Consider the following 21132-nt stretch of genomic DNA (forward strand, 5'->3'; position numbering starts at 1 on the left):
GTTTTTTAATCATTATTGTTTTTATGCTATTTTTTATACAGGACTATACCGGTATATACAACAAGTATTTTAAAAAAAGATAATGGTGTATTTTTAGCGGAATAACTGTTTAAATGCTGGTAATGTTTATCTGCGGTATATACTAAATGTTGATTAATTGTTAATATTTAGTGTGTAAAAACAATAGCGGGACGGATCGCCTCATTTATGCAACAGCCGAAATATAAGATTATTGCTGACTTTATTTGGAATCAAATTAATACGTTTTTATGGGATGAAGGATTTAAAATTCCATCTGAGATCGAATTGGCAACTCAATTTGATGCAAGCAGAATGACAGCTAGAAAAGCGGTTGACTCCTTAGTTGCAGAAGGTATCTTAAAAAGAGTACCTAGTGTTGGTACCTTTGTTTCTGCTATCCATGCGCAAAGTTCCTTACTGGAAATTAAAAATATTGCGGATGAAATTCAATCTCGCGGTCACACGCATCGAATGACGGTATTAAGCAAACTGACTTTTGAGCCAACATCTGAGCAATTATTTCCTTTAACTTCACAAAATGGCAAAATATTTAAAGTGGTTGTAATTCATCATGAAAACGATACCCCAATTCAACTGGAAGAAAGGTATGTTCGCGCTGAAAAAGCACCATTATTTTTGGATCAAGACTTTAGTCAAGTTACTGTCGGTAAATACTTATCATCTATCGCACCTTTAACCGAGGCTGAAACTAATGTTGAAGCGATAATACCTTCGAAAATATTAAGGCATAATTTACAAATAGGTGATGCTGTCGCCTGTTTAAAAGTCACTCGAACTACTTTATCAAATGGTGAACCGGTAAGTTTTGCGATACTTTATCACCCTGGTGATAAGTTCAAGCTTACGAGTACCGTAGAATATTAATAGTGTTTGTAGCTTGGTAAATAACATAAAAAAATTACTAAACAACAAGTTAAACGTTTTCGCGTCAAGGAACCTTTATGTTTTTAGTCTCATCAGAAAATCAATACTTAACACCCTACTTTCAAAAAAGGACAGGTGAACAACGTCTTGGTGAAGTGATAAAAACCGTTGAATCTATGACCGATGGTGATCTTGTTACGACACTAAAAATGTTAAAAGCTGATGGCGTAAAATACATTTTACTTGGTGTTCCAGAAGATATAGGGCCACGAGCAAACTTAGGTAAAGCCGGTGCTGATAAAGGTTGGCAAGCGTTCTTAGCCAAGTTTTGTGCGTTACAACAAAACGACTTTATTCGTGGTGAGCAAATTGCGGTGCTTGGTCATGTGTATTGTGAAGATCTTCAAAAAGAAAGTGAACACTTACACACCTCTAGCGAAAAGCAACTTGAAGCAATGAGGAACTTAGTGAGTGAGTTAGATCACCGTGTTAGTCAAGTATGTCAGGTTATTTTTGCCGAGCAACTAATTCCCATTGTCATTGGTGGCGGGCATAATAACGCTTACCCAATCATTAAAGCGGCCAGCCAAAGTAGGCACGCTCCCATAAGTGCAATAAATTTAGATCCACATACTGATTTTAGAGCACCAGAAGGGCGTCATAGTGGCAATGGCTTTAGTTATGCTGCTAAACAAGGCTTATTAAACCGCTATTTTTCATTGGGTATGCATGAATTAAAAAACTCAAAAGCAAATATTCAAGCTCTTCATGACTTTGGTTTTAAATGGGTTAGCTATCAAGATATTTGGGTTAGACGAAATCAAGATTTCAGATCGGCGTTACAAGCAGGACAAGAATATTTAAACGAAGTTGAACAAGCGATAGGCATTGAAGTTGATGTAGATAGCATCTCTTTTGTGCCTGCAAGCGCGTATACCAATTGTGGTATCAGTGTGCAAGATGCAGAATATTTTGTCTATAGCATGGGCTTGGAACCTGAAAGCTGTTATTTACATTTAGCAGAAGGAGCGCCTGTTCAACACCCAAGTGGTATTGAAGCTGGCATGAATGATATTGGGCAACTCTATGCCTCACTGGTGGTGAGTTTTATACAAGCTAAACAGCGTGGCAACAACGAATAGTTACAAATAAATGCTTTAGGCTTTTGCTTCAGCTTCTGAGCGAATGATGGCTTCATCAATAAGTTTCAACGTGGCAGACTGTGTTGTCATGGCAAACTCATATGCTTTAGCTGCTTCACCATTTTTGATTGCTGCAAATAAATCGGCATGTGCTTGGTATTCGAGCTCTGTGACCGGCTTTATACGATTGGTGTAACGTAAATTTACTTGTAAGGCGATTTCAATAAAGTTTTCTAATTGGATAAAAAATGGATTTTTCGTGGCATTTAACACGGCTTTATGAAATTTCACATCAGCGTGATGAGTCGCTTCAGCGTCGTTATTCACCTCTGCTAGTTGCATATTTGATAGGGCTTGCTCGATATTTTCAAAATCTTCCGCGGTTGCATATTGCGCTGCTAGGTATGCGGCTTGTGCTTCAACAGGCTGCCTTAATTGCATAAAATGGCGCAGCATATACAAATCAGGCTTACCGACTAATATCCAACCGAGCACATCTGTGTCAAACAAGTTCCATTTATTTTGTTCTGCGACTTGAATGCCTTTGCGTGGCCGTGAACTGATTAAGCCTTTTGCGGTTAGCATTTTGACCGCTTCGCGGGTTGCATTACGGCTAATATCGTAAACTTCGCCTAATTCAGCTTCAGACGGGAGTTTATCTCCGACTTTGTATTTACCTTTTAAAATTGAACGGCCAAGCTCGTGTACAAGTTGTTGTGTTAAATTTAAGTGCCTAGCGTCCATGAGTTACCTTTTACTGAATTCTAAAGCAGATTTTAGTCTGCATAATGTGCTGATAATAAATGAGTAATTTACTTTACTCCAGTAATAACTACACAATTGGTATATTAAATACTATAAATGATAAAAATGTTATTTAATAACATGGTGTTACAAAAGTAGTATGGAAAAAAGTATATTTATCTCTTGTCAGTAGTTTTGTATATTGTAGTATAAATAGTACAAAGTTTTACAGGTTTATAATAATGTTATTAAAAAAATTATCGAGTATCGCATTATTTTCAACATCGTTATTTGCAACATCAGCATCAGCGAATGAAGTGAGAGAGCCGTGGCGTGATCATACGGTTTTCGCGATCAACAAACTTGAACCACGGGCAAGTTTATTTCCTTATCAAAGCGAACAAGCAGCGCTTGTTGATATTAAAGAGCAAAGTAGTAACTTTATGCTGCTAAACGGCTTATGGGCTTTCGACTGGCAACGTTCGCCTAACGATGCAAAAAGTAATTTTCACTTACCTGATTTCGACGATACTGATTGGGGCACAATACCCGTGCCAGGTAATTGGGAAATTGAAGGCTATGGTTATCCAATCTATTTAGATGAGAGGTTCCCGTTTAGTACCAAATGGCCTGATGTACCAACAGACTACAATCCTATTGGCTCGTATCGAAAGCCATTTACCCTGCCAGAAAACTGGAAAAATAAACAAGTATTTTTGCATGTTGGTGCGGCTAAATCATCGTTAGATGTTTGGTTGAACGGCAAAAAGGTCGGTTTTAGCCAAGGAGCAAAAACGCCAGCCGAATTTAATTTGACGCCATATTTGCAAGACAATGAAAACTTGTTAGCGTTTCAAATCAGGCGTTGGACAGATGCCAGTTTCTTGGAAAGCCAAGACATGTTGCGTATTTCTGGCATTGAGCGTGATGTCTATCTGTTTGCAACTGAAGCACAGCATATTTTTGATTTTCATGCGCAACCTAAATTAAATAAAGACTTCACACAAGGCGAACTTACCGTTGATGTTACGGTAGAAAATTTTCAAAAAGCGACAGAAGCACGTTTAGTTGAATATAAGCTACTTGACCCTAGAAAAGGAATGAAACCAGTGCTTAAGGGTCAGAAAAAAGTAACACTTTCTGGCGGCAAGAGCACCGAAGTTAGCTTAGCGAGTAAGCTGGATAACCCTGCTCTTTGGACCGCTGAAACGCCAAATTTATATACGTTAGTAATTAACCTTAAAAACAATAACGGTGAAGTGATTGAATCGGTTAAAGACGATATTGGTTTTCGCCATATAGAAATTAAAAACGCACAGCTATTGGTTAACGGGCAAGCCATTTATATTAAAGGTGTTGATCGCCATGAAACTGATCCACGAAAAGGTCATGTGGTTGATAAAGCATCAATGGAACGCGATATTCAATTAATGAAGCAATTTAACATTAACGCGGTACGTTCAAGTCATTATCCAAATAATCCATATTGGTATGATTTAACCGATAAATATGGATTGTATGTGATTGATGAAGCAAACATAGAGTCACACCCGTTAGCGACAAATAAGGCCACGCAGATTGGTGATGAAGAAAGCTGGATCCCAGCACATATTGATCGTACGCGTCGTATGTATGAGCGCGATAAAAACCACCCTTCTATTATCATTTGGTCGTTAGGTAATGAAGCGGGTGAAGGTAAAGTATTTGAAACAACGTACCAGTGGTTAAAAGATAACGATGGTACGAGACCTGTGCAATACGAACCAGCAGGTACTGAGCATTACACCGATATTTTTGCGCCGATGTATCCTTCTATTGAGCGTTTAGTGAAATATGCAGAAAGTAAACCTTACCGACCTGGCATTATGATTGAGTATGCTCATGCCATGGGTAACTCGGTTGGTAATCTTAAAGATTACTGGGCTGTTATTAAAAAGTATCCATCACTACAAGGTGGTTTTATTTGGGATTGGGTAGATCAATCACTCGAATATGTTAATGAGCATGGTCAGAAGTATTATGCTTATGGTAAAGATTTTCATCCTGAGTTACCTACTGATGGCAACTTTTTAAATAACGGCTTAATGAATCCTGATAGAAAACCGCATCCTCATGCTTATGAAGTGAAAAAAGTCTATCAAAACATCAATTTTTCTAAGGTGGATATTCAGCAAGGTACTTTTGCGATTGAAAATGAATTTTTCTTTACAGATTTAGACCAATATCAACTGAAATGGAACATCGCAGCTGACGGTAAAACTATTGCTAGCGGCAAACAAAAAATGCCTACGGTTCAACCGAGAACCACAGCTAAAGTAACGTTGCCAATTAGTAAGTTAATATATGATGGCAGCAAAGAGTATGTCATTACACTAAGTGCGGTGATTAAAGATCAGCAACCGTTACTGCCAATAGGGCATGAAATTGCGTTTGAGCAGTTCGTTGTCAGTAGTAAAGAAAAGGCAAACACCTTTGTTCAAGCGGATAAAAGTGCATTGATTAAGCTTGAAAGCCATGAAAAAGTGAGCTATCAGGGCAAGCGCTTTCAAGCAAGTTTTGACAAGAAAACTGGTTATTTAGTGGGTTACACACTAGACGGTGAACCCTTATTGCTACAGCCGTTAAAGCCTAATTTTTGGCGTGCGCCTACCGATAATGATTTGGGGAATAACATGCAAAAATGGGCTGCTATATGGCAAACAGCGGCACAGAAGTTAACCTTGAGTAAATTTGACACTAACGCTAATCGTGTAACTGCGCATTATAAGTCACCAGACTTCAAAGGCACATTCACGCTTGATTATCAGCTTGCAAATGATGGTAGTGTTCAAATTACGTCATCACTCGATTTAGTTGATGATCAAACACTTCCTAATATACCGAGATTTGGAATGCAGCTGGTTATGCCAGGTACATATGAACACCTTACTTGGTATGGAAGGGGGCCGCACGAATCCTATTGGGATCGCAAAACGGGGGCTAAAATTGCTTTGCACCGCGCTATGGTTGACGAACAAATTGAGCACTATATTCGTCCACAAGAAAATGGCAATAAAACCGATGTTCGTTGGATGAGTATCACCAACAAACAAGGCGCTGGTTTTAAAGCTGTTGGTGAACAAGTATTAAATACAAGTGCATGGCCATATTTACAAGCCGATATTGATTTTGCACCGGGTGATGCTACAGCTTCTGCTTCTGGCTTAGTGCCGGTAACGACTAAACATGCTATTGATGTGCCACGTAGAGAGTTAACCACAGTGAATATTGACCACCTGCAAATGGGCGTAGGCGGCGATACATCATGGGGACGCCTAGTACATGAGCAATACACCATCAAAGCACAAGATTTACGCTATCGTTTTACCTTAATGCCGATAACTGTTAAATAAAGACTTTGGCGAGTCTGTATTAGGCTCGCCATATAACCGTTAAGAGATAACCATGAATTCAGTCACACCAACATTTTCTATTGAAACACTAATAACGTTTTTACAACATCATTATCAATTAGATGGCGAATTAACAGCACTGGCAAGTTATTGTGATCAAAATTTACTTTTGGTGACAGGTGAACAACGCTATGTTGTTAAAATAGCTTCTAGTGCCGAAAAGAAAATTGAATTGATGATGCAAAATGAAGCCATGACGCATTTATCAGCCCATGAGTTACCTGTGCCTCAAGTGGTAAAAAACCAAGATAACCAGCAGATCACTGAAATAGTCGATACTCAGCAGAACACCTTTTATTTACGGGTATTAACGTATTTACCGGGTGATTTTTATGCGCAAGCGAATCAACAAAACATGTCTTCAGGTTTGTGGCAAGATCTTGGTCGATTTATGGCCAAGGTGGCGAATTCATTAAGCGATTTTAAACACCAAGGTGCGTATCGTTACTTTGATTGGGATTTAGCGCACGGCTATGCGGTTTGCCAAGATAAAAAGCAATACCTAACCCAAGAGCAAAAACCACAAGTTGATTATTTTTTAGCAATGTATCAAGCCCATGTGGCCCCCAACTTAGCAAAACTACCTTGTAGTGTTATTCATAATGATGCCAATGATCATAACTTGCTTATTGATCAACCTCATACGCCAAGCAAAATTACGGGTTTGATAGATTTTGGCGATATGGTGTTTAGTCAAACGATTAATGAATTAGCGATTACGGCTGCTTATGCCATGATGGAGCAAGCAGATCCTTTAGCCACGTTAGCCAGTACAGTTTCTGGTTTTTATGAGCTATATACGATCAGTGACGATGAATTTGATGCGTTACCTTATTTAATTGCGTTAAGACTTTGTACCAGTGTGTGTAACGCCGCTAAAGCAATCAATGAGCAGCCAGATAATGAATACTTGTTAGTTTCAGTTAAGCCGGCATGGCAATTACTCGCTTTGCTTAAAAAAGTGAATTTTTATGCCATTGCTTGCCAATTAAAAGTTGCGTGTGGTATTAACCCTGACCAAGGAAAAGCTAAGGCTCAGATCAAAACATTTCGTGAAAAGCATTTAGGAAAAACCTTAAGCCTAAGCTTTAAAGAACCATTAAAAATTGTACGCGGCCAAGGTGCCTATCTTTATGATGAGCAAGGAAACCGTTATTTAGATATGGTTAATAATGTGTGCCACGTCGGGCACTGCCACCCTAAAGTAGTGGCTGCTGGGCAAGCTCAGATGGCAAAACTAAACACTAATACTCGTTTTCTTCATGACAACTTAGTCAATTATGCTGAAAAATTACTCGCGACCATGCCAGAGCCGTTATCGGTTTGTATGTTTGTCAACAGTGGCAGTGAAGCTAATGAATTAGCTTTCCGTTTAGCGAAAAATTATACCGGCTCAATAGAGCTATTGACGGTTGAAGGTGCGTATCACGGTAATACCAATGCCTGTATTAATGCTAGCCCTTATAAATTTGATGGGCCTGGTGGTGAAGGGGCAAAAGATTATGTACATAAAGTGATGTTACCTGATCCTTATCGTGGCAAATACCAAGGAAATACCTCCGCCAGTGCTAATGCTTACGCCGAAGATGTGCAACGTGCGATAGATGAACTTGCTGAGCAAGGTAAAAAACCTGGAATGTTTATCTGCGAGTCGCTACAAGGGGTCGCGGGGCAGATCATTATGCCCGATGGCTACTTACAAGCGGTGTATACAAAAGTACACGATGCTGGCGGAGTTTGTATTGCTGATGAAGTACAGGTTGGATTCGGTCGGGTAGGAAGTCATATGTGGGCGTTTGAAACCCAAGAGGTGGTGCCAGATATTGTTACCTTAGGTAAGCCTATTGGTAATGGTCATCCGATGGCTGCGGTGATCACTACGCAAGCAATAGCCGATGCCTTTGTTACAGGCATGGAATATTTCAACACCTTTGGTGGTAACCCTGTCTCTTGTGCAATAGGTGCCGCGGTGCTTGATGTCATCAAAGAAGAGCAGCTGATGGAAAATGCGCAACAAACAGGCGATTACTTACAAAATGAATTATGTAAATTACAACAGCAATTTGATGTCATTGGTGATGTAAGAGGGTTAGGCTTGTTTATTGGCGTTGAACTGGTTGAAAACCGTATAAGTAAAACACCTGCCACTGAACTTACTGCTCTATTAGTGGAGTTTATGAAAACCCAACACATCATTTTGAGTACTGAAGGACCATTTTATAATATCTTAAAAATTAAACCGCCTATCGTGTTCAATGAACAAGATGCAGATATGTTTATTAATGCATTGACTAAAGGCTTGCAAACACTTGGGTGTGATTAGCTCTCATAAGTGTTAATCAAGAGAAAGAGGCAAAATGCTATGTTGTAACAGACGTGGCATTTTGCCTTGTGCGTTAAAGGCGTAATGCATTTTATGACTATTCAATCATTTCAATTAAAAACTAAAAAAATATTTACCTTTAAAACATAAACTTACATTTTTTTGTATGCAATATATCTGCATATTTTATATTCAGCCGTTTACTTTTAATCCTTAAATATACTATTATCTGATTTATACTATAAATACGATAGTATTATAAGTGTGCATTAAGACACGCGCTTAAGTGACATGACAAACAGAGGAACAGATATGAAAAACGGCAAGCATTTTAAGCTCAGCTATTTAACGTCTTTACTTATGTTAAACCTTGGGGTATCAGGTATTACATGGGCAGATGCGAATCAAGCGGAAGAAGAACAAGCAGAAAAAGACACTGAAGTGATCACTGTGACAGGTATTCGCGGTAGTTTGATTAATTCAGTAGGTATTAAACAAGACTCTGGCAATGTAGTAGATGCGATATCCGCAGAAGATATTGGTAAGTTTCCAGATCAAAACGTTGCTGAATCATTACAGCGTATAACGGGTGTTTCAATTGATCGTAGTGGTGGTGAAGGGCAGCTTATTACTGTGCGTGGTATGGGGCCAGAATTCAACTCTGTATTATTAAATGGTCGTACCCTTGCAACAACAAGTGGTGGTAGAGCATTTAGTTTTGACATCTTAGCGTCTGAACTTATTAATGGAGCTGAAGTTCATAAAACGCAATCAGCAGCCTTACAAGAAGGTGCGATTGGTGCAACAGTAGATATCAGCACTGTTAAGCCGTTGGATTTCCCAGGATTTAAAGCCGTTGGCAGTGTCAAAGGCTTGTATGATGACATGACAGGTAAGATGAGCCCGCAATTCTCCGGCCTTATCAGCAGTACCTTTGATGATGATAAGTTTGGTGTACTGGCTTCCTTTTCACATTACAAACGTGAAAGTCGTTACGATGAAGCGAATACAGCCTATTATTACAAAACTGAAGACGATTTAGATGGTCAAAATTATGGCGAAATTTATTTCCCGCAAAACTATGATCAAATCGCACAAACAGAAACGCGTGAGCGTAACAGTGGCACATTAGTACTCCAATATAAGCCAACAAAAGATGTAACAGTAACCGCAGATGCACTGTATTCAGATTACAATGTGCAATACCGCCAAGATGTATTTCCAATGTGGTTTGAAACAGGCAACGTTAGAAACCCTGTTATTGATGAAAACAATACTTTAGTAAAAGCTGATTTTGTTGACAGTTTCATCGAAACCTTAGTTCGTCAATCAGATGCTGACAACAAGTTAAAAGCCTTTGGTTTAAACCTTGATTGGCAAGTAACTGATAACTGGGGTTTAACAGCAGATATTAATACTTCTAAAGCAGAGCATGATCCGGGTAAAGGTTGGTCAGATGTTGTTGCAGGTCGTCCTGGTGAATATAACTATGATCGTACCTCAGGTGATTTAGTACCTACCATGACGTTTGAAAATTTCAAAGATGGTGATGTACTAACCGCAGGTTGGGCGTCTTTACAAGGTACTCGTGTTGAAGATGAAGTACTTGAAGCGAAAATAGATAACGACGTATATGTTGAAATGGGCCCATTAGTAAAAATTGGTTTTGGCTTGCATTATTCAGATCGTACTTTAGGTTCTACATACGCTGAAACAGAAAACCCACTGCCGTGGACGTATGCCGATAACAGCTCGCGTATTCCATTACCAGCAGATATGTTATGGACCTATAACGCCGATGGCTTTTTATCAGGAGGTTCAGGTAACCCAACTGAGTTCTGGCCAACGTTAAATTCAGATGATTTATTTGCCTTCTTAGGTACGGATGAAGCGATTTCACAACTAGATGATCCTGAGTTAGTACGTGCAATTTTCTCTCGTGCTGGTTTTGGCATTGTTGATGACCCTACAGCGTATGAAGTCAATGAAGAGTTAAAATCTCTTTATACTGATTTCTATTTTGAAGGCGAAGTAAATGAAATGCCTTGGTCAGTAATTGCAGGCGTACGTTATGTAAAAACAGACAGTACATCGAAAGGTAATCAAGTAGCACTTTTAGATTTAATTGAATCTAATGAAAAACCAGGCGAAGTTCGCGCAATAACCTCAGATGATTATGTGGCTGTTGAAGTTGGTCACAGCTATAGCAATGTTTTACCTAGCTTGAACAGTAAGCTTGAAATTACCGATGAGCTTATAGCTCGATTTGCATGGTCTAAAAGTTTAACGCGTCCTGAATTGGCTGAAATGTCACCACTAGCAAGTTACGGCGATGGTCCTATTGATCAATTATTTGGCTCTGGCTCTAACCCAAAATTAAATCCATTTGAATCTACTAACCTAGATCTAACACTCGAATGGTACTACCAAGAAGGCAGCTATGCAGCAATTGCCGCCTTTACTAAAGATGTTGATGGTTACTTAGGCTCAGGCGAAACGGAAGAAACGGTAACAGTACCAAGTGGTACATATACCTATAAGATGTCGCGTCCTATCAATGAAGATAACACCAAAATTGATGGTTATGAAGTTGCGGTTCAGCACATGTTTACCAGTTTGCCTGCACCATTTGACGGGTTAGGCGTTATTGCAAACATGACGTTTGTTGACAGTGAATCTACTGCCGATGAAGGTGCAGAAAAGCTGCCATTAATTGGTTTAAGTGACTCGCAGAACTTGATTCTATTCTATGAAAAACACGAGATTCAATTCCGTATTGCTTATAACAATCGCGATCGTTTTATGCAGTCTAAACCTCAAACATGGCGAGATGGCCACTATGTTGATGACTATAAACAAGTTGATATCAGTGGTAGTTACGACCTGAATGAAAACCTAACGGTATTTTTTGAAGGGATTAATATCACCAACGAGCTTTATATCAAAAATGCAGAATACGCTAACCAAACGTTAACGGTTACTGAAACTGGGCCTAGGTATTCGGTGGGTATTCGAGGCAAATTCTAATTATTGAATTGAGTTAATATTAAGTCAGTCAGTATTTTTACTGACTGACTTTCATTTTTTGTTTTTGAATTGATTAAACGAGAAGTACATATTTTTATGAGTCAAACGCATATTTGGTTACGTGCCGAAACAAAACCTCAGGAACAACGTACCGCGCTAACCCCTAAAGGTGCAAAAGCATTGATTGAAGCCGGCTTTAAAGTGTCGGTTGAACAGGGGCCACAAAACATTTTTAACATTGAACAATACCGAGCCATGGGGTGTGAAATTGTCGCACAAGGAAGCTGGCCACAAGCACCCAAAAGTGCTTTTATTCTAGGGTTAAAAGAATTACCTGAAGATAGTTTTCCATTGGTTCATAAACATATTTATTTCGCCCATGCTTATAAAGATCAAGCAGGTGCAAATGACATATTATCACGCTTTAAACAAGGTGAAGGTGCACTATACGATTTAGAATTTTTAGTCGATGAAAATCAACGTCGAATTGCAGCGTTTGGATACTGGGCTGGTTTCGCTGGTGCAGCACTTGGCGTATGGGCTTGGGCAAATAAACAACTGGGCAAAACTGCGCTACCGCCTGTGAGCTCCTTTCCCGATCAAGAAAAGTTATTAAATGAAGTGTCAGCGTTGCTTGCACAATGTGCAAATAAACCAAACGTCATGGTTATTGGTGCAAAAGGGCGAAGTGGTTCAGGCGCACTCGGCTTAGCCAAAGCTTTGCAATTAAAAACTATTGAATGGGATATGGAAGAAACCGCGGTAGGCGGGCCATTTGAGCAAGTGAATGATGCGGATGTATTAGTTAATTGTGTATTGGTTAACCAGGACTTGCCGCCTTTTGTGACGCTTTCTTCCCTTGATTCGGCAGAACGTAACCTAAGTGTTATTTGTGATGTTAGTTGTGATCCGTACGGTGATTATAACCCGATTCGAATTTATGACCATTGTACCACCTTCAATAATCCGACGATCGAAGTACTATCACCGCCAAATAGTTTACATTTAATTGCGATTGATCATTTACCTTCATTATTGCCAAAAGAAAGCAGTGAAGACTATGGCCAGCAGCTAGTGCCTTATTTAGCATCTTTACATGATTTGAGTCTGCCTGTTTGGCAAAAAGCACTCGATATCTATCATCAAAAAACGACAAACCTATAAGAGAACTTCCTATGAAATCAACCATTCATTGGCTTGGCGTTGGGCTATCTGCCACGCCAGGGATCAAATACCTATCAAATTCATCACATAACCTAGTGGTATGGAATCGTCGTACTGATAAAGCGCAAACCATGCTAGATGAGGCAAATATTCAATGTGAATTAAAGCAGTTAGATTGGTCTGTTTTAGCTGAAAATGTTAAATCAGGAGATATTTTAGTCTCGATGTTACCGGCTAATATGCATGTTGAAGTGGCACAGCTTTGTTTAGATAAATCAGCGCACTTTGTTTCAAGCAGCTATATTGCGCCTGAAATGAGAGCGCTTGATCAACAAGCAAAAGCGAAAGGCTTAACCTTTATCAATGAAATTGGTTTAGATCCAGGCATTGATCACTTATTCGCACATTTATTAGTGGCACGCTTCAAAGAAAGTGAAGCGTGTAATGCAGAATCAAAATTGTATTTTCGCTCATATTGTGGCGGCTTTCCAAAAACGCCGAATGACTTTAAGTATAAATTCAGCTGGTCACCGTTAGGGGTACTTAAAGCATTAACCTCGCCTGCTAAGTGGTTAGAAAATGGCGTAGAAAACAACTCGAAAGGTCCGTGGGAAGCGTTAAAAGATATTCATATCAGCGCTGTTAATGAAACATTTCAAGCGTATCCAAACCGCGATTCTATTCCTTTTGTTAAGCAATATGAATTTGAACCTGAGTGGCAAGTTGAAGAGTTTGTTCGTGGCACGTTACGATTAAATGGTTGGTCACAAGCGTGGCAATATTTATTTGATCAAGTAGGCGACCTACAGGGCGAAGCTGGTTTAGCAAAAATGGAAGCCATTAGTAAAGACTTAGAAGACAAGTATAGCTATGAAGAAGGTGAACCTGACCGTGTTGTTATGTCTGTTGAGTTAGAAGCAAAACAAGCAGATAACACCGTTTGGCACCAACGTTACTATATGGACGCTGCAGGTAATAATGAAGGACAAGCAATGGCACGTTTAGTGTCAATTACCGTGGCATTGGGTATTGAAGCGGTGATCAATGGCGATATTCCTGCAGGTGTTCATGCTGCACCTAGTCAGCCTGATATTGCACAACAATGGTTAGATAAACTCTCTAAACTTGGCCAATCGGTACACATTGAACAACTTGTTTAAATGATATTTCCCCCTAGCTATGTTTTTATTTGTAGCACTGGCACCCCTTAGTCTTTACTAAGGGGTTTTTTTATACCTTCAATTATGCAACTTGTTTCTTCTCACCAAGTAACAAACTACCGTCTTCTAAAAAACTTAAAATGATTTGCTTAGCGGGTCGATTATCGTCAAATAAATAACTGTATTTTTCGATGATTCTGTCTCTATCTGCTTGCGACCTTGCTGTTGCCATTTCATCTCGAAAGGGTTGGCCTTCCATAATACCGGCATAATGGCTTGCTAAGGCAGCGGTAGTTCTAAGCGCGTTTTCCACGATAGGGTTTTCTGTTAATGCTTGTTTTAATTGAGCTGTATATGGGTAATCTGCGGGTATCACAATTTGACCTTCATTATCAAACGAGATTGTTTCAGGTGGTGATGTGATATTGTATTGCGTTAATAGGTCTTTAAACTTTTCTTGGGAATATTTTGCCAACGTATCAACATTATGCGCCGTTGGTAATAAGAGTTCTACATCTTTTAACGAGACTGGGGTAGCTTGCGGGCCAGTGGCTAGATATTCATCGAGATTAATATCATTATTGCCTTGGTTGGTGTTCATGTTAAAAACAGATTCAGCGCGTACCTCGGCTTTGGCACTTTCCGATTTATTCGGCTGATATCCTGCGAGAATTTGCGCAAAAGCATTACCGTTTTTTGCGTTATTTATTTGGTTTGAGCTTTGTATTTGGGTGTGAAAAGCGTTGTTGGTAATTTCCATTTTTCCTGTTACCTTATCGTTTTTAAACTAAGTCACTAACAAAAACCTAGCAATAATCACTCCATTTTCAGATAGGTTAACGATATTTTGCACAAATACTTTGCACGGGTGATTAACGTTATAGATAGGTTTTGATGAAAGCATATTAACTGAAAATGTTGAAGCGATAGACTGACGAACCATTGCCTATTTAGTGTGTTTACGGCAAGTTGTTGCCGATAATGAATAAGGCATACAGCAGTAAACACATCAAATGGCTTAACTTTGTAAAGCAATAGCGCTAGAGTATTGCTTACTGGTAAACGTGAAAAATTAATTTCGTAAAGGACGCTTATGAAAATATGGACATTGCTTTTTTGCCTAATGACGACATTTGCCAGTGCAAATGACTGGCAAAACATAAAAAGAATAAATCCTAAATACCCGATTAAAGTGATTAAACAAAACCTTGAAGGCTGTGTTACCGTACAGTTTTTTATCAATGAACAAGGGCAGACGCAATTTGTTGAACCGATAGCCAGTAGTCATCAAGTGTTCGAAGGTGAAGCTGTTAAAGCAGTTGCGCAATGGCAATATCAAACTGAACAACCTTCGCCGCAAGCACAACGACAGAAAGTTATGCTGGAATTTAGGCTTAGCGACACTGAGCAAACAATATACGCTACTGATGATTGTCGTGCTGAATTAACCAATGAAAGCCATAACATCAACACATTTCGACAAGAACGTTTAGCAACACCAACCTTTGGCAATAGCTATAAGGAGTGGATACAGAATTCCTTCCCTTACCATGGCGTATTAAATCTTGAAGAGTCTAAGTTTTTAGCAAACGCCTTAGTGAATATATTCAAACAATTTCCAGGAAGTGTCGATGAGAAAAAGCAAGCCTTCATAAATTTGGTTAATGGTTTGAATTATTTTGATATTTTACAGCAGTATGAGTTGGTAAGTAATCCAATAAAGGTGATTAAAAAGGTTGTTGAACCAATTGTAGATGCTAAAACATTACCTATTACGCCTATTTATCATGTCGCTAAATATTGGCATATCGGTGATATGACGATTAGTTTGGATGAGTCAATGTACCCGCTTATTGAGGAACGAAAGCTAGCGGTAGAGTTTACCATTTCTAAACGCGGTAAAGTAACGTTGGTAGATTTTTGTCGACCAATAGAAGCTTCTTTAAAGCAAGCATTGACACAACAAATTAGTGAATGGCAATTAACTCCATTAACAGTGGCAAAGGCTAATATAAGAACCATTATGCTGCTGCCATCACCACAAAATTCAGCGTCTTATATTGACTGCGATGCAACGTGGCACGACGTTGAAATGAACAAAATAGCTGAAATGGAAAGAAACGCAGTATACCGATAGCAAGCTATTTTAGTGGTCAACTAAACGCTTGCCGCTCTTTGTAACTAAGGCCTGTTGAACTTTCGAGGTTAAATGTTGTTCGAACTAAACGCGAATGATCAACAGGCCCTAGTGATTACACTATCAGTCAAAGGGAATTACTTGTACTATTTGCTCTTCTGATTGAAGGGTCATTTTAATATCGTATAACGACATTTCCGTTTGTTCTTTTGTTGATTGATCGGTATTAATCACTAATTCATTTTTACTATCATGCCATGCAATATCAACAATGACGTCTGAGGCCACAGGTACAAGATAAGCTCGTTTACGTTTTAAAGAATACATTTTTGCAGGGTATCGTGAATTATTGTTGGATAAATACTGCATCCATTGACCATTTGGCGACCATTGGGCATTAAAATTCAATGGTTTTTTACTTTGAAAGCTGTGTTCAATGAGCGTTGCTGACTTATCTACAATATTAAAAAGCCATAAATTTCTGTTATTTTCGGTAAAGGTTAGATATTGATCGCTGCTCGCCCAAGTAATGTTAGCCAAGTGTTTTGCTCTTGGAATAAGGTGCTCGGTGATAATTCGACCTTCTGAATTGCTAATCACTAGATAATTTAGGCTTTGTTTATTGACAAACTTCGCCTTTAATTCTTTAGAAAAGCTCCATGTTTCATTACTCTGTGATGCAAGTCCATTTATGTTTTGCGCATTAACCAATAAATGAAAAAGCATTAGTTGAATGACTATCAATATTTTCATTGTACAGTTCATCATCTGTGCTCCTTAGGTTTTTTAATATTTACGTGTTACTTCCTGTACTAGCAGTATTGTTCAAAAAATATTAAAAAGACTTACGGTTTTCTTACCATTTTAGTGGCTGTTAAAAACTTATTATTATTCAATTGGTTATGTTTAATTTATTTTGGGGTGTTAAGTGGCAGAAGCTGACCTTATGCTGTAAGCTTTATTGATAATTTACTGTTTAAATAGAGGTTGCAGAGAATGGATTCTAATAGCACCGCTGAATATACTGAGCAACCACGTACTTTTACTTTAGGCACATGGACGGTTGATGGAGACTCTAATCAACTAATAAAAGAAGGAACACGTTTAACCATCGAGCCCAAGATGATGGATGTGTTGATTTATCTTTGTCAAAATGCGGGTGAAACCGTTAGTGCAGAACAGTTATTAATTGCTTGTTGGGCGGGTACATTTTACGGGGATGCACCTGTACAAAAATGTATTGCAGGATTAAGAAAAAAGCTGGGCTGTAACTCAAAAAAACCGAGCTTTATTGAAACAATCTATCGCCGTGGTTATAAAATCATTGCTCCAATTAATTTTTCTACGAAATCTAATCAAGTATCACAACGTCAAACGCTAAAAAAATGGACGCAAGGTTCACCATATTTAGGGTTAAACACCTTTAATGAACAGCATAGTTCAATTTACTTTGGCAGAGCTAAAGCTATTGTAGACGTTATTTGCCAATTAAAGACGAGTATTAAACGACCAAATAACTTTCTATTGATTTTAGGTAAAAGTGGCAGTGGAAAATCATCATTAATGAGAGCAGGAGTGTTGCCTTATCTTAACAGTGAAACGGGTTTTTCTCAGCTTAAGGTGACTCAATACCATTTTATTAGCCCTAGCCAATGTATCGATGAATCACCTATTTCAGCATTAGTCCATGCGTTAGATAAACTCTCATTAATTAAAACGACAATGGAACTATCAAGCTTAATTTCGCATATTGAAATAGACCCAATTCAGTTAACAAACGCTTTAAATTCTCACAATAACCTAGACCATAATAAAGCAGCGCTTGATCAACCCGAGCAAGTAAAAAATTACAAACTACTTGTTATCGACCAATTTGAACAATTTCTGTTAGATGAAAATTTAACGGTCAAATTAAAGCAAAACTTAGTGAGTTGTTTATTGCAAGTAGCGCAATGTGAACAGTTACTTTTTATTGCAATGCTTAGAAATGATTTTTATGCTGAGTGTCTTGATGTAAAGGGCTTTTATGAATTAAAAGACCAGGGAAAACAGTACGATTTACAAGCGCCAACCCCAGTAGAAATTAGTCGAATGATCAGAAACCCTGCAATTGCCGCAGGATTAAGTTTTGAACACGACAAAGAAAATGAAGAGCATTTAGACGAAATATTACTTGCTGCTGCGGTTAAAAATCCAGATGCATTGCCACTGTTAGAATATACCCTTGATTTATTGTACCAACAACGTAGTAGTAATAATGTATTGTTGCTTAGCGCATATCGAAAAATGGGGGGGATTGAAGGGGCGATAGCTCAACAAGCTGAAAAAGTATTCAATAGTTTACCGATTAATGTTCAAGCATGCTGGGACAATATTATGCATGCCTTAATTCAAGTTGATCACAAAAATAAGCATAATGTAACGGCACGAAAGCTACCTAAAAACTACTTTAATAAACCCATTGAAAAGCAGTTTATTCAACATTTTCTTAATGCTCGTTTGTTTATCACTATCATTCAGACAAACACAGGTGAACAACATAGTTACTCCACTGATAATCAAGGTAGCGATGCACAAGATTGTCAATTTATAACTATTGCTCATGAAGCTTTGTTAAAACATTGGCAACGCATTCAATTATGGCTTAGCAACAACAGCGTAGCTATCCATAAACGAGAACAACTCGCTGACGATTGCATATTTTGGCTAAATACTGGTAAAGCTACCGACGCACTACTCAATTCCAAGCAAAAAGTACTTGATGCTGAAGAATTAATTAAGCGCAAAGAAGTAACCTTAAATGATAACGAACTCGCTTTCATTAAGAGCTCTAAACGTTATCAGGGAAGGAAAAAGTTTACGTTAAGCTTTGCTATAATCGCACTGATAGGTTTTAGCATATTGACTTGGTTTCAAGCGAAGCAAGTGGCAAATGAGCGAGATATCGCTTTAGTAGAAAATCAAAAAACAAAAGCCATTTCAAAATTTTTAACAGAAACGTTAGCGGCTAGTAGCCCTTTTGTTGCCAAAGGTAAAGACGTTTCATTAACTAATGTACTTGATAATGCAGGCAGAAAACTCAATGACTCCACGCAAAATGCCTATCCTCCTCATGTTGATGCTTTACTTCATAAAACATTAGGGCTTATTTATATTGATTTAGGGAAAATAGAGCCTGCTGAGCAGCATATAAATAAAGGACTTGAGATTTATAAAGCACACCATTTAGCAAAAGATGGGGGCTATTTAGGTTTGTTGTTTAATTTAAGCCGGCTAAACGTAATAAAATATGGAGCCGACAAGTTACCGGTGATTAAAGAAACCATTGAGGTTAGCAACCAAATCGTTGGCGAAGACCATCAAGATACTTTAGGAGCACTAGATAATTTAGCAACATATTATTTAGCTAAGAAAGACTTTGCACAGGCGGAAAAAATTTTTAAACAAGTATATCAAAAGCGAACACAACTGTTTGGCGCTGACTATCGTCACACGTTGTATTCAATAGAAAAGTTAGGGAACCTTTACTACGCCCAAAAAGACTATGAGCAAGCAGAACATTATTATCAGCTTTGTATAGACAAATGGCTAACTAAGTCAGGAATTAATAATCCTTACACACTTTATTGTATGAAAGGTGTATTTTTAACTCAAATGGCAATAGGGCAATATCAGTTAGCCGAACAATCGTTAAATCAGCATATAAGCGCTGCCACATTAGTTTTTGGGCCTGAACATCCTGAGGTATTAAGTGCACATCATTCTTTAGCTGAGCTTTATCTGGCAACTGAAAGATATGAGCAAGCAGAAACGCTTTTTCGACAGACTCTTAAAATAAGTGCAAAAGTATTAGGTGAAAACCACAAAGAAACGCTAAAAACAAAAACACAATTAACATATTTGTTAAATCAGCATCGTGCTGAACTGATAAAGCAACCTTAAAGTCGTTGGTCTGTAAAACAATGATTTTATTTCAGGCAGTGTTTTAAGAGCAATATTTTCATAATTTGCAAGATAATTAAGAAAACGTTCAACGTCTTTGTTGTGGCAATCTAAGGATGCTTCTGTTTATTAAAGGTAATGTAGTATTTGAACCAATAAGTTGGTTTTAATCGTTCTTTTAGCGTAACCCCCCCATCCATATAAACGTTTCGATATCAGCAAAAAAAGGCGAGATCATCTTGATAAACCATCATCAACATTAATTTACTTAATGCTGTATAAGTACACAGCTTGGGTTTTTTCTTGTTTTTAACAGAAAATCGAGAACTATTCTCGTATTTAACGGAGAAAACGAGAATAGCAAAGCACTATCTCGTTGATATAGTTAAGAAGAAGTGATAATTTAAATTTTCATTTTTATGAAATGAAGGGCTGTTCGGAGCGTTACTTGCGAGAATGGTTCTCATGAATAAGCTGTTAGAAGCCTTTAGGAATTTATGCCTCGTCGGAGAGAATTGAAAGGAATCACCATTAATTTTGCCAAACTTTTAAGTGGGCGAAACAATGATTATTTAGGGTATTGGGCTGTCGGTCAATTATCCCTGTTGGCACAAGAAAATAGAGTTTCATCTATAACTTTGGATTTATTAAATTCAAACAACAGCCTTGATTTACCAGCGTTGGTAGAAATGTGCCAACCAATGAAAACTGAACTAGATAGGTTACTCGCAGCACATAAAATCCCTTATGAATGGGTTAAATCAGTTGTAGTTGAGTTCAGTTTTAACCAAGAATACCAAGAGCAGTATCACTTATGGCGTTCAGCGTTGGGTAAACACTATTTAGTTTCGTTAAAAATAGAAACTGATTTGGGCTATTTAAATGAGGCAGTACAAGGTGGTAATGTAAATCCACACAACCCTGCTAATGAACAACGGAGAAGAGGCTTCTAACAAGCCATTACAGTAACGGGACTGCTAACAGCTTGCTCGGTTCCGCTTCGCTTCACAATTTTAGCAAGCTATTTTCAGCCCCTGAATGGGGCGTTGGTATGACTCTCCACGTCAAGTTAAACCATAAAGATCTCTGCTTTTTTTCGAGCCATAATCTCTCTCTTATCAAGTTGAGTGAGTTA

Annotated in this window: 13 protein-coding genes; 10 read left to right on the forward strand and 3 right to left on the reverse strand. The window is 38.3% G+C overall.

The window, feature by feature from the left end:
• Positions 1 to 207 precede the first annotated feature (207 nt).
• Together BI291_RS10295 and BI291_RS10300 are read left to right on the forward strand one after the other, a co-directional pair.
• Positions 208 to 906 (forward strand): UTRA domain-containing protein, encoded by a 699-nt coding sequence (locus BI291_RS10295; protein ID WP_074498670.1) that lies wholly within the window; start codon positions 208 to 210, stop codon positions 904 to 906.
• A gap of 77 nt (positions 907 to 983) precedes the next feature.
• Positions 984 to 2048, forward strand: coding sequence for a formimidoylglutamase (locus BI291_RS10300; RefSeq protein WP_074498671.1), 1065 nt, complete (start codon positions 984 to 986; stop codon positions 2046 to 2048).
• Positions 2049 to 2063: 15 nt separating this feature from the next.
• Here BI291_RS10300 and BI291_RS10305 read toward each other — a convergent pair whose 3' ends face one another.
• Positions 2064 to 2792 (reverse strand): FadR/GntR family transcriptional regulator, encoded by a 729-nt coding sequence (locus tag BI291_RS10305; protein ID WP_074498672.1) that lies wholly within the window; start codon positions 2790 to 2792, stop codon positions 2064 to 2066.
• 242 nt (positions 2793 to 3034) lie between these two features.
• Here BI291_RS10305 and BI291_RS10310 point away from each other — a divergent pair, with 242 nt between their 5' ends.
• From BI291_RS10310 to BI291_RS10330, 5 genes are all read left to right on the forward strand, one after another.
• On the forward strand, positions 3035 to 6184 hold the full coding sequence (locus BI291_RS10310; protein WP_074498673.1) for a glycoside hydrolase family 2 TIM barrel-domain containing protein: 3150 nt from the start codon (positions 3035 to 3037) through the stop codon (positions 6182 to 6184).
• Positions 6185 to 6236: 52 nt separating this feature from the next.
• On the forward strand, positions 6237 to 8567 hold the full coding sequence (locus BI291_RS10315; protein ID WP_074498674.1) for an aminotransferase class III-fold pyridoxal phosphate-dependent enzyme: 2331 nt from the start codon (positions 6237 to 6239) through the stop codon (positions 8565 to 8567).
• A 312-nt stretch (positions 8568 to 8879) separates the two neighbouring features.
• Positions 8880 to 11594: a TonB-dependent receptor gene (locus BI291_RS10320; protein ID WP_074498675.1), complete on the forward strand. Its 2715-nt coding sequence runs from the start codon at positions 8880 to 8882 to the stop codon at positions 11592 to 11594.
• Between the two features lie 96 nt (positions 11595 to 11690).
• A complete protein-coding gene (locus tag BI291_RS10325; RefSeq protein ID WP_074498676.1) occupies positions 11691 to 12758 on the forward strand; it encodes a saccharopine dehydrogenase in 1068 nt (355 codons plus the stop codon).
• Positions 12759 to 12769: 11 nt separating this feature from the next.
• Positions 12770 to 13918 carry a saccharopine dehydrogenase family protein gene (locus BI291_RS10330; protein ID WP_074498677.1) on the forward strand — a complete coding sequence of 383 codons (1149 nt, stop codon included), beginning with the start codon at positions 12770 to 12772 and terminating at the stop codon, positions 13916 to 13918.
• 82 nt (positions 13919 to 14000) lie between these two features.
• Here the strand turns inward: BI291_RS10330 and BI291_RS10335 are convergent, their stop codons facing one another.
• The gene (locus tag BI291_RS10335; RefSeq protein ID WP_074498678.1) at positions 14001 to 14678 is read right to left on the reverse strand and encodes a hypothetical protein; all 678 of its coding nucleotides are present in this window, start codon (positions 14676 to 14678) and stop codon (positions 14001 to 14003) included.
• A 333-nt stretch (positions 14679 to 15011) separates the two neighbouring features.
• Between BI291_RS10335 and BI291_RS10340 the strand changes: the two genes are divergently transcribed.
• A complete protein-coding gene (locus BI291_RS10340; protein ID WP_083602003.1) occupies positions 15012 to 16055 on the forward strand; it encodes an energy transducer TonB in 1044 nt (347 codons plus the stop codon).
• Positions 16056 to 16178: 123 nt separating this feature from the next.
• On the opposite strand, the gene BI291_RS10345 is transcribed toward BI291_RS10340, so the two are convergent.
• Positions 16179 to 16823: a hypothetical protein gene (locus BI291_RS10345; RefSeq protein WP_074498680.1), complete on the reverse strand. Its 645-nt coding sequence runs from the start codon at positions 16821 to 16823 to the stop codon at positions 16179 to 16181.
• A gap of 228 nt (positions 16824 to 17051) precedes the next feature.
• Between BI291_RS10345 and BI291_RS10350 the strand changes: the two genes are divergently transcribed.
• Positions 17052 to 19997, forward strand: coding sequence for a tetratricopeptide repeat protein (locus tag BI291_RS10350; RefSeq protein WP_074498681.1), 2946 nt, complete (start codon positions 17052 to 17054; stop codon positions 19995 to 19997).
• A gap of 497 nt (positions 19998 to 20494) precedes the next feature.
• Positions 20495 to 20950, forward strand: a complete 456-nt coding sequence (locus BI291_RS10355) for a hypothetical protein (protein WP_074498682.1) — start codon at positions 20495 to 20497, stop codon at positions 20948 to 20950.
• The last annotated feature ends 182 nt before the right edge of the window (positions 20951 to 21132 follow it).

The organism is Thalassotalea sp. PP2-459 (genome assembly GCF_001913705.1).
Classification (GTDB): domain Bacteria; phylum Pseudomonadota; class Gammaproteobacteria; order Enterobacterales; family Alteromonadaceae; genus Thalassotalea_C; species Thalassotalea_C hakodatensis.

Bases quoted from the DNA above. Each gene is read 5' to 3' on its own strand.
- BI291_RS10315 (WP_074498674.1), top strand. From the start codon at position 6,237: ATGAATTCAGTCACACCAACATTTTCTATTGAAACACTAATAACGTTT.
- BI291_RS10350 (WP_074498681.1), top strand. From the start codon at position 17,052: ATGGATTCTAATAGCACCGCTGAATATACTGAGCAACCACGTACTTTT.
- BI291_RS10330 (WP_074498677.1), top strand. From the start codon at position 12,770: ATGAAATCAACCATTCATTGGCTTGGCGTTGGGCTATCTGCCACGCCA.
- BI291_RS10295 (WP_074498670.1), top strand. From the start codon at position 208: ATGCAACAGCCGAAATATAAGATTATTGCTGACTTTATTTGGAATCAA.
- BI291_RS10305 (WP_074498672.1), bottom strand. From the start codon at position 2,792: ATGGACGCTAGGCACTTAAATTTAACACAACAACTTGTACACGAGCTT.
- BI291_RS10300 (WP_074498671.1), top strand. From the start codon at position 984: ATGTTTTTAGTCTCATCAGAAAATCAATACTTAACACCCTACTTTCAA.
- BI291_RS10345 (WP_074498680.1), bottom strand. From the start codon at position 16,823: ATGATGAACTGTACAATGAAAATATTGATAGTCATTCAACTAATGCTT.
- BI291_RS10320 (WP_074498675.1), top strand. From the start codon at position 8,880: ATGAAAAACGGCAAGCATTTTAAGCTCAGCTATTTAACGTCTTTACTT.
- BI291_RS10325 (WP_074498676.1), top strand. From the start codon at position 11,691: ATGAGTCAAACGCATATTTGGTTACGTGCCGAAACAAAACCTCAGGAA.
- BI291_RS10335 (WP_074498678.1), bottom strand. From the start codon at position 14,678: ATGGAAATTACCAACAACGCTTTTCACACCCAAATACAAAGCTCAAAC.
- BI291_RS10340 (WP_083602003.1), top strand. From the start codon at position 15,012: ATGAAAATATGGACATTGCTTTTTTGCCTAATGACGACATTTGCCAGT.
- BI291_RS10310 (WP_074498673.1), top strand. From the start codon at position 3,035: ATGTTATTAAAAAAATTATCGAGTATCGCATTATTTTCAACATCGTTA.
- BI291_RS10355 (WP_074498682.1), top strand. From the start codon at position 20,495: ATGCCTCGTCGGAGAGAATTGAAAGGAATCACCATTAATTTTGCCAAA.